This is a genomic window from Streptomyces sp. NPDC005963 (assembly GCF_040638655.1).
Taxonomy (GTDB): Bacteria; Actinomycetota; Actinomycetes; order Streptomycetales; family Streptomycetaceae; genus Streptomyces.
The window spans coordinates 47,877-61,221 of sequence record NZ_JBEXVD010000028.1 but is presented as its reverse complement, the minus strand read 5'-3'; the positions used below and the strand labels follow the sequence as shown (position 1 = coordinate 61,221).

General features: G+C 69.0%; 11 protein-coding genes. 5 read left to right on the top strand and 6 right to left on the bottom strand.

All coding sequences use genetic code 11. From position 1 onward, the window contains the following. Positions 1-59: 59 nt before the first annotated feature. Positions 60-1,247 carry a serine/threonine protein kinase gene (locus ABZ348_RS28815; RefSeq protein ID WP_358937918.1) on the bottom strand — a complete coding sequence of 396 codons (1,188 nt, stop codon included), beginning with the start codon at positions 1,245-1,247 and terminating at the stop codon, positions 60-62. 296 nt (positions 1,248-1,543) lie between these two features. On the opposite strand from ABZ348_RS28815, the gene ABZ348_RS28810 reads away from it, so the two are divergent. From ABZ348_RS28810 to ABZ348_RS28795, 4 genes are all read left to right on the top strand, one after another. Beyond that, a complete protein-coding gene (locus ABZ348_RS28810; RefSeq protein ID WP_358937917.1) occupies positions 1,544-2,833 on the top strand; it encodes an extracellular solute-binding protein in 1,290 nt (429 codons plus the stop codon). Beyond that, positions 2,823-3,911 carry a sugar ABC transporter permease gene (locus ABZ348_RS28805; protein ID WP_358937915.1) on the top strand — a complete coding sequence of 363 codons (1,089 nt, stop codon included), beginning with the start codon at positions 2,823-2,825 and terminating at the stop codon, positions 3,909-3,911. Before ABZ348_RS28810 ends, ABZ348_RS28805 begins: the two co-directional genes overlap by 11 nt. Further along, complete coding sequence (locus ABZ348_RS28800) at positions 3,908-4,756, top strand: carbohydrate ABC transporter permease (RefSeq protein ID WP_358937913.1); 849 nt, start codon at positions 3,908-3,910, stop codon at positions 4,754-4,756. Before ABZ348_RS28805 ends, ABZ348_RS28800 begins: the two co-directional genes overlap by 4 nt. 481 nt (positions 4,757-5,237) lie before the next feature. Continuing rightward, entirely contained in the window at positions 5,238-6,332 is a 1,095-nt protein-coding gene (locus ABZ348_RS28795; protein WP_358937911.1) for a radical SAM protein, read from the top strand. A gap of 276 nt (positions 6,333-6,608) precedes the next feature. Here ABZ348_RS28795 and ABZ348_RS28790 read toward each other — a convergent pair whose 3' ends face one another. The 3 genes from ABZ348_RS28790 to ABZ348_RS28780 all read right to left on the bottom strand — a co-directional run bounded on the left by ABZ348_RS28790 (position 6,609) and on the right by ABZ348_RS28780 (position 9,432). Next, positions 6,609-7,652, bottom strand: coding sequence for a galactokinase (locus tag ABZ348_RS28790; protein ID WP_358937909.1), 1,044 nt, complete (start codon positions 7,650-7,652; stop codon positions 6,609-6,611). Beyond that, positions 7,649-8,143 (bottom strand): NUDIX domain-containing protein, encoded by a 495-nt coding sequence (locus tag ABZ348_RS28785; RefSeq protein WP_358937908.1) that lies wholly within the window; start codon positions 8,141-8,143, stop codon positions 7,649-7,651. The genes ABZ348_RS28790 and ABZ348_RS28785 overlap by 4 nt, the downstream gene beginning before the upstream one ends. 206 nt (positions 8,144-8,349) lie before the next feature. Then, positions 8,350-9,432: an NAD(P)-dependent oxidoreductase gene (locus ABZ348_RS28780; RefSeq protein WP_358937906.1), complete on the bottom strand. Its 1,083-nt coding sequence runs from the start codon at positions 9,430-9,432 to the stop codon at positions 8,350-8,352. 177 nt (positions 9,433-9,609) lie between these two features. Here ABZ348_RS28780 and ABZ348_RS28775 point away from each other — a divergent pair, with 177 nt between their 5' ends. Then, on the top strand, positions 9,610-11,445 hold the full coding sequence (locus tag ABZ348_RS28775) for a hypothetical protein (RefSeq protein ID WP_358937904.1): 1,836 nt from the start codon (positions 9,610-9,612) through the stop codon (positions 11,443-11,445). Between the two features lie 160 nt (positions 11,446-11,605). On the opposite strand, the gene ABZ348_RS28770 is transcribed toward ABZ348_RS28775, so the two are convergent. Then, positions 11,606-12,208, bottom strand: coding sequence for a hypothetical protein (locus ABZ348_RS28770; protein ID WP_358937902.1), 603 nt, complete (start codon positions 12,206-12,208; stop codon positions 11,606-11,608). Between the two features lie 66 nt (positions 12,209-12,274). Further along, entirely contained in the window at positions 12,275-13,150 is an 876-nt protein-coding gene (locus ABZ348_RS28765) for a glycosyltransferase (protein WP_358937900.1), read from the bottom strand. Between the last annotated feature and the right edge of the window lie 195 nt (positions 13,151-13,345).

The window sequence follows — 13,345 nt, the reverse complement described above, 5'->3', positions numbered from 1 at the left end:
ACCCGTACCGACGGCCAGAACCATCAGTACCGAGGGTCAGAACCGTCCGTACCGACCGGTCAGAACCGTCCGTACCGGCGGGGGAAGTAGTCCTCCAGGCCGCCTTCGCGCTCGATGTCCACCGTGGAGCAGTGCAGTCCGCCGCCGAAGGGGCCGACCGCACGGAACGGGACGGGCACGATCTCGAAGCCGTAGGAGGACAGCTGCTCGGAGAGGCGCTCCTCCTTCTCCTCGATGCAGAGCGTGTTCTGATCCAGGTTGAGCATGTTCGCGGCGAGCCACGGACTGCAGAAGGACAGCTTGGGCGGGTGGTCCCAACTGGCGGGCTGCACCGCCTCGATGACCTCCCAGTCGTTGAGCTTGAAGAACTCCATGAGTTCGGCGTCCGCGAGCCGCTCGCCGCAGTGCAGGACCAGACCCGGTCGCAGCGGGACCCAGGTGGAGTCGATGTGCAGCGGATGGGTGTTGGTGGAGGTCACCGCGTGGACCCGGTGGTCGGGGAAGTGGCGCTTGAGCCAGTCGTAGCCGCTGCGGTTCGTGACGAAGGAGAGTTGGACGAAGAGGTCCTTGCCGAAGCGGGCGACGTCGGCCGCGTCGAAGAGCGGTTCGGCCTCGGTGAGGACCAGGTCGTAGTTGCGGACCCGGGCCAACTGCTCCTCGGTGCTCTGACCGTTGAACTCGTCCCAGAACCCGGGCTTGAAGGACTCGTCGGTGAGTCGCGGCTTGGGTGCCGCCTCCCACCGCATCTTGCTGTCGCCTTCGAACAGGTTCTGGAGCACCGGCCGGTAGCAGAGGTACTCGAACCAGCGGCTGCGGTACGACATGGTGGCTTCGAGGACCTCGTTGCCCACGGTCAGCAGGAGGTCCCTCGGCGGCATGCAGCCGAACATCGAGTCATGGCTCCACTCGGGGGTGGAGACCTGCTGGGTGAAGTCGATGGGGGTGGGGCGGTCCACCCGGATGCCGCGGTCCGACAGGAGTTTGGCGAAGTTGTCGAGCTGTTCGTCCGCTTCGGCGACCATTTCGGCCGGCATCGGGCCGTAGGTGCCGAGGGGAAATCCGTCATCGGGGTAGTCGCGGCGCACCGCGTGCTCGGGAGCCTGGACCACGGTGCCTTCGGCCCGTCCGACGATGACGTGCCGCAGCGGGTCCCAGCCGTTCCAGGCGTTGACCCGTAAGGGTCTGGAGTCGGCGGTGCTGGTCAAACCGGTGTTGAGAGCCGTAGCGGAGTCGCTCTGCTCGGTCACGTACTCACCCTTCGGTAGGGGTCGCGGGAGACGCAGAGGCAAACTTGGGCCACGAATGGATCACCGTCAAGAAGCACTTGATTGCGCAGCGCAGTCTTTGAGCCAAAGGTATAGGCCACCGGAAGCGAAAGTTCCGGCCATTGCCCGAGATCAGCGCCTGACCATGACGTTTGCGCACGTCGGAGGACCAGACCGATAACCGATCTCTTCGAGCCGAAAGATCCGAGCAGGAGGAGAAGCCTGTTTCTCCCGGGTAGTTAGTGACGGTCGCTCGCCGCCCCCCACGGAGGAAAACCATGACACCCAAAAGGCTTCGTTGGTCCGCTTACCTGGGAACTCTCCTGTTACTCGGGACCGCGGCATGCGGTTCGTCCGACGACTCGAACGATGCGTCGGGCGGGGGCAAGCTGACGGTCTGGCTCGCCGTGGACGCCCGGGAGAGCTGGCCCGGCATGGTGAAGTCGGCCAATGAGCGCTTCAACAAGAAGCACCCCGGCGTCGACGTGGAGATCCAGTACCAGCAGTGGCCCAGCAAGAACCAGAAGCTCGACGCCGTACTCGCCGGCCGCGACACCCCCGATGTCGTCGAAATGGGCAACAGCGAAACGGCCAACTACATCCTCAACGGCGCTTTCATCCCCCTTGACGCCAAAAAGTTCGACGCCTCCGACACCTGGCTCGACGCACTGTCGGAAGCGTGTCAGTCCGAAGGCAAGACCTACTGCGTGCCGTACTACGCGGGCGCCCGGATCGGCGTCTACCGCACCGACTACTTCAGCCAGGCAGGAGTCACCGCCCCACCAGAGACCTTCCCCGAGCTCATCACGGCCCTGGACAAGTTGAAGGCGAAGTTCGGCAGCAAGGACCCCAACTTCTCCGCCCTCTACCTGCCCGGTCGGTACTGGTCGGCGGCGATGGCCTTCCTCAAGGACGCCGGCGGCGAGATGGCCGTGAAGACCGACGGCACCTGGAAGGGGGCCCTGTCCTCGCCCAAGTCGATCGAGGGGCTCACCCAGTGGAAGGAACTCCTCGACACCTACTACGTGGGAGACCGGGCCAAGGACAACGGCGACCAGCCCGCCGTGATCGGCCAGGGCAAGGTGGGCGTCTTCTACGGCAACACCTGGGAGGCACAGGCGTCCGCCGACAGCCGTTCCGGTGGAAACCCGGCCCTCAAGGGAAAGCTCGCCACCTTCACCTTCCCCGGACCGTCCGGCGGTCCGCTGCCGCCATTCCTCGGCGGCTCCACCCTCGCGATCCCCGCCAAGTCCCGCAACCAGGAACTGGCCGCGGATTGGATAAAGATCTTCACCGACAGCGAGTCCCAGCGCCAGTTGATCGCGGCCAACACCCTTCCCAACAACACGGTCCAGCTGAAGGACGTGCCCGCGGACGGCATCAACGGCCCGGCGGCCAAGGCGGCCGAGCGCGGTTGGATCACCCCGCAGGCGCCCGGTTGGACGTCGGTCGAGAAGTCCAACATCCTCCCCGAGATGCTGGAGCGGATCGCCACCGGCAAGGACTCGGTGGAGAAGGCCACCAAGGAGGCGGACCGCAGGATCGACGCGGTGATCAATGAGCGCTGATGCAACGCCGTCGGCCGCGCAACCTCCGACGGACGACGGCACGCGACGGCGGAGCGGGGCCCCTGTCCGGAGCAACTCGGCCGATCGGCCGAACCTGCCCGGCCAGCAGCGAAGACCCGGGGACCACTCGGCGAACGGCAGCGACCGACCCCGCCCGGCGGGCGACAAGGGGGCGCGGCCCACCCGTAGGCGCACGCCGTTGCTGCCGTACCTCCTGATCGCGCCGGCACTGCTCTCCCTGGTCGTCGTGCTCGGCTACCCCCTGGTCGACATGCTCCTGCTGTCGTTCCAGGACATGACCCGCAAGGAGTTGTTCAGCGGCGCGACCCCGCCATGGGTCGGCTTGGAGCAGTTCCAGGCCATCCTCAGCGATGAGTTCTTCTGGGTGGTCGTCGCACGGACCGCCGCATTCACCGTCGTGTGCACCACGCTGACCATGGCGATCTCCCTCGCCATCGCCCTGCTGATGCGGCGGGTGTCGACCTGGGTGCGACTGGTCATGGCCTCGGTACTGGTCGCGGTCTGGGCCATGCCCGTCATGGTGGCCGCCGCCGTCTTCCGCTGGCTCTTCGACGCCGACTACGGGGTCGCGAACTGGGTGCTGAGCCAACTGCCGATGATGGACTTCAGCAAGCACAACTGGTTCACCGACCCCTGGCAGGGATTCGCCGTCATCGCGGGCGTGGTGATTTGGGGAGCGCTGCCCTTCGCCACCATCACCCTTCATGCGGCACTCATGCAGATCCCGCAGGAGTTGGAGGAGGCCGCGGTCATCGACGGGGTGCAGGGCTCGCAGATGCTGCGGCACATCACCTTCCCCGTGATCAAGCCCAGCTTTGTGATGGTCACGACCCTGATGTCCATCTGGAACTTCGGGGTCTTCAACCAGATCTGGCTGATGCGCGGTGGTCAACCGGAGCGGGAGTACTACCTCCTGGGCATCTACTCCTTCATCGAGTCGTTCGCGGTCAACCGCTACAGCGCCGGCGCGGCCATCGCCGTCGTGACCGTGCTGCTGCTCCTCGCCGGATCCGTCGTCTATCTACGTCAGATGCTTCGCATGGGAGAGGTCGAGTGAGCCGCGTACGGCGCAGGAACGGAGTACGCCGGGTGCGGCGCCGGGACAACGTCCTGGGGTTGCTGGTCGCGGCGGTGATCGGCTTCCCCGTCTACTGGATGGTCCTGACCGCGTTCCGGCCGGCGTCCGACGTGCTCAGCAATCCACCGGTGTTCTGGCCCAACGGATTCACCCTGGACAACTTCGCTCGGGCGATGGGGACGGAGACGTTCTGGCCCAACGTCCGCTCCAGCGTGCTCATCGGACTGGGCACGGTCCTGGTCTCGCTGGTGATCGGCACCCTCGCCGCCTTCGCCCTGGCCAGGTTCCGGTTCGCGGGACGCAAGGCGTTCGTCGTGGTGATCCTGGGCGTCCAGATGATTCCGCTGGCGGCGTTGGTCATTCCGGTCTACCTCCTGGTCAACGACGCCGGAATGACGGACACCCTGACCGGTGTGATCCTCACCTATCTGGTCTTCATGCTGCCGTTCACCATCTGGCTGCTGCGCGGCTTCATCGCGGGCATCCCGGTGGAGTTGGAGGAGGCGGCGATGGTCGACGGGTGTACCAGGCTCGGCGCGTTCCGGCGGGTGATCCTGCCGCTGCTCGCGCCGGGCCTGGTCGCCACCTCGATCTTCGCCATGATCCAGGCGTGGAACGAGTACGTCCTCGTGTACGTGCTGCTGTCGAGTCCGGAGAAGCAGACGCTCAGCATCTGGCTGGTGTCCTTCCAGACCGGGTTCGGCACCGACTACGGCGGAATGATGGCCGGGGCGACGCTCACCGCGCTGCCCGTGGTGGTCTTCTTCCTGTTCGTGCAGCGCAAGATCGCCGCCGGGTTGACCGTCGGCGCCATCAAGGGGTGAGCGAGCACGCAGCGGTGGTGGAGCGGGCCGGAGCGTCGGGCGACCGGTGATCACTGGTGTGGAGCGCGGTGCCGTCCACCGTGACGGCTCGGCTCCGCGCCGTGTGCCCGGGTGCGGTCGACCGCGGCGGATCGTCCCGCGGGGGTGCCGCCCCGGTTGGAGCACCGCCCCCGGGTGAGTGCCGGCAACCGTCGCGCCGGACCGCGGCAACGGGACGTGGGGAAGGCCGGACGGCCGCCGGGCGGGGTGACCACCATCCCGCCCGGTGGCCCTCCAGCCGTGCCCCGGAACGCAACCGTCACCCCATCGCGTCCCCGTACGGCTGCCCCTCCCCCGGTCCCGTACTCGTACCGGTGTCCACGGAGACCGAGCAGTCGTCCCCCTCCCGCCCTCCGGCCCACGGCCCCGTCGGGGCCACCGGCAATCCACCCCCACCTGCGAACCACCGTTCAACCGTTCCACGACCACGAGGAGATTCATCGTGACGTCAGACCGCCTGGACCTGGTGTCCAAGCTGTACCAACCCTCGGGGTGGCCGAGGGTTGTGGAAGCAGCCACCGGAGGCACCTCCAGCGCCCCTCTGGTGGTTGACCTCGATCCGACCACTTTCTGCGACCTGGCCTGCCCCGAGTGCATCAGCGGAAAGTTACTCAACCAGGGCCGGTTCACGCCGGAGCGACTGGCGGCCCTCGCCCAAGAGTTGGTCGACCTCTCGGTGCGTGCGGTGGTCCTCATCGGCGGCGGCGAACCGCTCGCACACCGCGGCACCCGCAATGTGCTGAAGGTGCTCGGGGAAGCGGGGCTGGCCATCGGGGTCGTCACCAACGGCACCATGATCGCGCAGAACCTCGACGAACTCGCCGAGTACGCCAGTTGGGTGCGGGTGTCCATGGACGCCGGCACCCCCGAGACGTACGGGATCTTCCGCCCCGACCGCAAGGGGCGCAGCGTCTTCGACAAGGTGGTCGGCAATATGCGGCTGCTCGCCGGGGCCAAGCAGGGGGCTCTCGGGTACTCGTTCCTGGTGATGTCCCGACGGCTGTCGGACGGCACCACCGTGAGCAACCACAACGAGGTGCTCCAGGCCGCGGAACTCGCCCACGACATCGGGTGCGACTACTTCGAGACCAAGGCCATGTTCGACGACGACCACCACATCATCCAGGTGCCCGAGGACATCCTGGACTCCGTCGACCGCCAGTTGGAGAAGGCCGCCCGGCTGGAGAGCGACACCTTCCAGCTGATCAACTCCTCGACGCTGACGGCGCTGCGCACCCATGTGGGGCCCGTGCAGCCGAAGGACTACCACCGTTGCAAGGTGGCCGAGTTGCGCACGCTCATCACGCCGTCGGGCGTCTACGTGTGCTCGTACCACCGGGGCAACCCGCTGGCGCGGATCGGCGACGCCGTCACCGAGGACCTCGCCGAGATCTGGAAGAAGTCCGACCGGGGCATGGTCGATCCCGAGCGGGACTGCCGCTTCCACTGCGCGCGCCACCTCTCCAACCTGGAGATGGATCGCATCGCACAGGGTGAGGGGCGGGAGTTGGGGACGGACTACGACCCGTTCATCTGAGCCGGCCCGGGAGGGCGGGGCGGCGATGCGTTCATCCGGCTGAGCGAAGACAGCCGGGCGAGGCTCGCGGTCTCGCCCCCGGGCACCTCGGGGGAAGGATCCGACAGCACGAAGGGGCCGGTCGACCGCGCGGGTGCGGTCGACCGGCCCCTTGTCGTCGTGTTCAGACGGACGGTCGTTGCGTTCAGACGGACGTGGTGTCCCGAGGGACGGTCGTTGCGTTCAGACGGTCTGTCGTTGTGTTCGGCGGTCGTTGTGTTCGGGCGGTCGTTGCATTCAGACGGTGTTGACCGCCCGCACGGGGGCGGCGCTCCGCCCCGGCGCAGCGCTCGTCACCAGCACCCGGGCCTGCGGGTGGTCGCTGCGCAACGCCATCCGCAGAGCCCGTGCCATGTCGGGCGCGTCGACCTGCGGACAGACGCCGACGAGCGACCCGCCGCCGCCGGCCCCGCTCACCTTCAGCGGCAGCCCCACGGCACGCGCGGCCGTGGTGCGCAGTTCCTCCAGCAGTGGGGTCGACATCCGCTGGTGGTCGCGCATGGCCTCATGAGCCCTGCTCATCGCCGCCCCGACCGCCTGATGATCGTGCGCCCGCATCCCCTCCCACACCGCACCCGACGCCTCGTCCGCAATGCGCATGTACGCGGCGAGATCGGCGTCACCGCCAGCGAGTTGAGCCCGTACGGTACGGATGTGGCCACCGGTGTGCTTGCGGGTGCCGGAGTCCACGACGACCACGGACCAGTCGGCGGGGAACTCCGCGCGCTCCTTGACCTCCGGCAGGCCGACCTCCCTGCCCTCCAGCAGCAGGGCCCCGCCCTCCACCACGGCGAGGTGGTCCATGCCGCCGCCGTTGAAGACGGCGAACTCGAACTCGTACGCCCACTGGGCCAGCACCCGGTCAGGCAGCCGGCCCGGTGGATGGCCGGCGTCGGTGAACACCCGGAACAGGCCCACGATCAGCGCCGTCGACGAGGACAGTCCGCTGGCTGACGGTGCCTCGCTGTGGGAGGTCACGGCCGGTGGGTGCTCGGCGAGTCCCGGCAGCCGCTGTCTGAGGAACCCCCAGACCTCGGCTGCCCACCCCTCGGGGGGAGCGTCGGACGGTGCGGCCAGGGCGGATATCTCCACCCGGGTCGGTAGGTCCAGTGCCACGCTCACCGAACGCCCGCCCAACCAGTCCAGATCCTCACCGGAGAGACAGGCGCGGCAGGGCACGTCGACGCGTACGGCCCCAGGGGAGCCGAGGGCACCGACCGGGCCCGTCGGATCCACCGGACCGACAGAGCTGGTCGGTCCGGTGGGGTGCTGCGCGCTCACCGTGCCTGGAACCTTCCCGTGCGGAGGAACTCGGCGTACATGCCGAGGACGACGGCCGTCGGCGGGTGCAGCGGGGCGGGGAGGTCGGTCAGTTCGCGGAACTCCGCACGGCGCACCTCGTCCGGGCCAGGCGCCAGCCGCCCCGACCAGGCGTGGGTGACGAAGCAGAGGGCGAAGCAGTGGGTGACGTCACCGTTGGGATAGGTGAGCGTGTGGACTCCCGGGTCGGACAGTGAGCCGAAGGCGTCCAGATCGTCCCGCGCCACCCGGAGCCCGGTCTCCTCCGCCACCTCGCGCACCGCCGCGTCGAGGAAGTCGCCGCCCTCCTCGCAGGCACCCGCCGGCAGTTCCCACACGCCCGTGTCGGCGCGCTGCTGGAACAGTGCCCGCCCCTGCGCGTCCAGCAGCAGCACCTGCGCCCCGGGGACGAGGAGGGTGCGGGCGCCGACCTGTTGGCGCAGCGACCAGATGTAGGACCCGACGTAACTCATCGCTGCGTCACTCTCCGGACCGCGGCGGGGTCCGGCGCCCGCGACCTTCACGCCGGGCCCGGGGCTACCGGATCGCCTGTCGCAGCAGGCGGTCGCACTGGCGACGGACCCACTGGCGGTCCCGCTCATGGGGCTGGTCGTGGGGGTGGCTGATGCGGCACGCCGGCGGGTCGCCCCGCTCCCGCCGGTCGCCGGGCAGCAGGCTGTCATGCGGCGGCCTCGGAGAGCCAGCGCGGCACGGCGTACGGCGTGGCGGTCAGCCATTTCACATAGCGCTCGACGCCTTCGTCGACGGGGATGCGGGCCTGCCAGCGCAGCAGTTCGCGGGCGCGTTCGGTGGAGGCGTATCCGCCCAGCGGGTCGCCGTCCGGGCGGGGCGTTGTGATGCACTGCGACCCCGGGAAGTGCGGGGCGATCAACTCGGCGACCGCGCGCACCGAGGTGGGGGTGCCCGTGCCGATGTTCACGGTCGCCCCGGCCATCCGCTCCTCGATCAGCGCCAGTGCGGTCGCTTCGGCGATGTCTTCGACATGGACGAGGTCGCGGACCTGGACGCCGCCGCCGTTGAGGCGCATGGGCAGTCCGAGGCGGGCGTGCATGGCGAGCCAGGCCACCATCCAGGAGTGGCTGCCCGGCTTGGGGACCTGGGGGTCGCCGTAGACCGAGAAGTACCGCACGATCGCGTACTCGGTCGAGGTCTCCCCGCCGAGGAGCAGCCGGGTCTGGTGCTCGGCCCAGAGCTTGGAGTTGGCGTAGACGGAGAGCGGGAAGGGCGTCTGGTCCTCGCTGAACATCTGCGGGCCCTCGACGCCCGGTGCGCCGTCTCCGTAGACGGAGGCCGAGGAGACCAGGACCAATCGGCGCACCCGGGACGCGGCGGCCTCTTCGAGGACCACTTCGGAGCCCTGGACATTGGCCTGGAAGGCGATATCGGGCCTTCGGGTGCAAGCGGCGACATCGGCGTAGGCGGCGGCGTGCACCACGAAGTCCGCCCCCCGGAAGAGTCTTCGCACGGCCTGACGGTCCGTGATGTCGCCGATGATCAACTCAGCGCCGGTGCCGGCGGTTCCGAACAGCTCGTGGGCGGAGTCGGGGTAGGCGTCCATGCGGTCCAGTACGGTGACGTGCGCACCCGCCCGGTGTAAAAGGGCCGTGAGGCGGCTGCCGACGAGTCCACCGCCACCGGTCACGACCACCCGCGCGTCGCGCAGCTTCTCCAGTCGGGACAGGACGGGCTCCACAGCCGCCGTAGCCTGGCCGGCTCCGGCTCCATTCACTCCTGCGGTCATGTATTCGCCTCCGGGGGTCGACTCTCGGACTCGGTACGTGTGATCAGCATCTGTCCCCCCTGCACGGCGTGCCAGAGTGCCTTTTCGGCACTCTTGCGGCCCGGAAACCCCCGCCGTACTGTCCGGATTCGGCGGCCGAGGGTCGCCATGAACGACAACTGGACCTATGGAGGGCTTGTGACGTCACCCCGGTTGAGCGGTGTGGTGATGACCCACCCGAAACGCCGTGAAGCCGCAGAGAAACTGGCCTTGACAGCGCCTCCGGGGGCGTTACGGGTGGTGATGGACCCGGACCCGACCGGCACGCCTTCCGTCCTGCGCACGGCACTGGCCGCCTGGTCCTCCATCGAGGAGGACGCCACGCACCAGTTGGTGATCCAAGACGACATGATGTTGTCCGAAAACTTCTTCGAGCGGGTGCGTCTGGCGATCAAGGCGATGCCCGATGCGGCGCTCGCGCTGTTCGCGCTCTGGGACTCGCGCAACGGAGCAGCGGTCCGCTGGGGTGCGATGACGGGTGCGCGCTGGGTCGGCGCGGTCAACGAGTACTTCCCCTGTGTGGCGATCGTCCTGCCGCGGCCGATCGCGGAGGGGTTCGTCACCTACGGCCGCTCACGCCTGGGTGCGTGGCCCGATGACATCCTGATGTACCGCTACTTACGGGAGCACGACGTGCCCCGATACGTCTCCGTGCCCAACCTCGCGGAGCACGAGGACCGCGGCAGCATCTCGGGCAACGCCTTCCGGGGCCCGCGCAGATCGGTCTGCTTCCTCCCGTCGGACCCGGTGGGCGACGAGGGCTCAAGACTGACCGGGTTGGACATGGTGCCCTTCTTCAAGAACGGCGTCGCCCAGTGCGCGGTGCGGATCGTCGGGCCGGGCCCGCGGCGCTGGTTGCACCTGGAGTGCGAGACCTATCTGGAGGGGCGCGGGGTGCCCGCAGAGGTGTTGCACCAGGCCGGCGGGCACGGATCGGACGCCGACAGCCGCGGGACCTGGCTGACCGCCTATGCGATGGGACTCCACGGCTCTGCACGGCTGGCGGACCTGAACCGGCCGTCGGACTGCGCGCCCGATCCGCTCGTCCTCGCCGAGTCGCTCGCGACGATCGGTCCCGGCGGCATCAGCCACACCTCGTCCGAGGACCGGATCGCCGAACGCCGGGACGCGCTCGCCAAGGCCGCGACCCAAGGACTCGCAGCGGGCCGGGAGAAGGCCGAGGAGATCGCCCGTCGCCGTACGCGTCGCCGCCCGGGGCCGTCCGAGGAGGCGACCCGAGCATCCGCAGTGCGGAACCCTTCCCAACGGGACTCCCCCGGATCGTTGGGAACCGACTCCCCGACGGAAGGGGACCCGGGGGTGAAGGCACTGGGTGTCGTCGGCTCGGCAACGCCCGTCGGAGAACACGTCCTACGAGGGCTGGCGGACCGCGGCCACCCCGTGGTGCCGGTGGAACCGGCCGATGACCACTCCCCCTTCGACGCCGTCATCGACCTCAGGGGCCTGCGGGACACCGAAGCGACGGCGACCATCCGCCTCGGCGGTACGCACGACGGCGGCACACCGCCGATCAGCTACACCCTGCGCGCGGGTGACCTCTACGGCCCCGGCTGTTCCCGGCACACCCTCATCGGCCGTCTGGTGTGGGACGCACTGCGCAGCCAGAGCCTGTACGTCAAAGCCCCGGACGATGCGCTGCATCCGCTGTACGTGAGCGATCTGGCCGATGCGCTCTCCCGCGTACTGCGCACCCCACCGGGCCAGAGCGTGCTCAGCCTCGCGGGTCCACCCGTCACGGTGGCCGAGGTCGCCCGGACGGTGCACCGTGCGGTGCGCCCGGTGCCCATCGAGGAGGCGTCCCCTTCGGCGGCCCGCCCGGTGGACAGGAACCGTGCCCTGCTGACGGACGGCAGCCGGCCCCCGGGGTGGGCGCCGCGCACCGAACTCGCCCGTGGGCTGCACGGCTTCGCCCAGTGGTTGGCGTACGAGGGCGTCGCCCTGATGCCGGACTAGGTCAGATCCGGCCGCCGGCAGGCCCGCTCGGCGCGGCCCCTCGGGCCGGGGCCGCCCGCTTGCTCGTGCCGCAGCAGGCAGTGTTCGCCCTGTCGACCCCGCCGCACGGGCGTTGGTCGACAGGGTGTCTGTTCCGCCGGATGACCAAGAGGGGAACTGCTCAGGCCAGCTCCTCCGACACGGCGTCGGTGGCCCGGCCCCGCGCATTGGTGGCGGTGATCGAGATGGCGTCGAAGGCGGCGTGCCGAGCGATCTCGAACGGAAGACGACGACCATCAACGAGCGTGACGGAGTCGGGATCGTCAGCGTCCACGAAGGACTCTCGCTCGTCCTCCCAGTCGATGTTGTAGCCGACCCAGACCACCAGCTCGAAGGTGTCCTCGCCATCGGCATCGACATACACCCGGTCGGCACGGCGGGTGCGCAGCCCGTCACCGTCCCAGGTGTCACAGAACATCGCGTCGTAGCCGTGCACCGCGCCGTCGAACAGCAGGATCTGCTGCCCGGACTCGGGGACCGCGTACACCAGGGCGGGCAAGTCGTCACCGACGATCAGCCCGTCGAACAACTCTCCGTAGTAGTGCAACCGGAATCGCGTCCGGCCGTCCCCGGATCGCAGCCGTGCCGCCCAGCCGGACTCCAGCAGCCCTGCCCAGAAGTTCTCGGTCATGGTGCGGGGACGGTCAGCCGGTTCGGTCAGGCCGAGCAGATGAGGGGGCCCGGGGCGCGTTGGCGGCCCGGGCACGGAGATGCCGTGCGACATGTGTTCCATCATCGGGCATCCGAATCCGTGCAGGCCGGCCCGAGGGTGAACTGCGTCTCATCGGAACTAGATGACCGGGGGTCGCCCGAGCGTCGTCATCCGCCACACCGTGCGCCAGCGCATCGGCCTGCGCCGACCGCACGGTGTCCGCACTCCTTCGGCGAACCCCGCGAACCACGGGCGGAGTCCCGACAGCGAACGGCTCCGCACGAGGGTCAGGGCCGTCCAGACCCCGAGGTAGGTGGGCACCAGCAGGGCCGGTAGATGGCGCTTGGCCAGCCAGACCCGGTTCCTGGCGATCATCCGGTGGTAGACGGCGTGCCGGGTGGGCGCGGTCCAGGGGTGCTGGAGCACGAGCTGCGGCTCGTACAGCACCTTCCAGTCCGCATCCAGGGCGCGCCAGGCCAGGTCCGTCTCCTCGTGGGCGTAGAAGAACTCATCCGGCCAGCCGCCGATCTCGTCGAGCATCGGCATCGACAGTCCGTGGCCGCCGCCGAGGAAGGTCGTGACGTAGCCACCGCGCATCGGGTCCGACGCGCGCAGTCGCGGCACATGACGGCGCTGGGTGCGATTGCGCTCGTCGGCGATACGGAAGCTGACGACGCCCAACCGGGGGTCGTCGGCGAAGGCCGCCACCAGTCGGCTGAAGACGTCCGTGCTGATCAACAGCCCGTCGTCGTCGAGGTCGACGACGATGTCCACATCGCCGAACTCCTTGAGCCGGGCGAGGGCCGCGTTGCGCCCTCCGGTCACACCGGCGTTCTCGGGCAGTGCGACACAGGTGACCGAATCCGGCAGCGGCGGCGGTGCCACGCCGTTCGCCACCACGACGATCCGGGTGGCGGCGAGGTCTTGGGCGGCCACGGATTCGAGGAGGGCGGCGAGCTCCGCCGGCCTGTTGCCCATGGTCAAAATGGCGACGCCCACGCGTAGCTGACGCACAGTCGTACTCTCCGATCCTGGTGGCTGCACCGATGCTAACCGCTGCCGCCGTTGGCCCGGTCCGCCCCTCCCCACCAGCCGGGGAAGGGCGACCGTCGGTCGGTTCGGACGACCGGTTCGAGTCGGCCAGTACAGTCTGCCGGTTTCGGGCGGGCGGTTTCATTTCGGGCGGTTCAGTCGAGCGGTTTGAGTCGA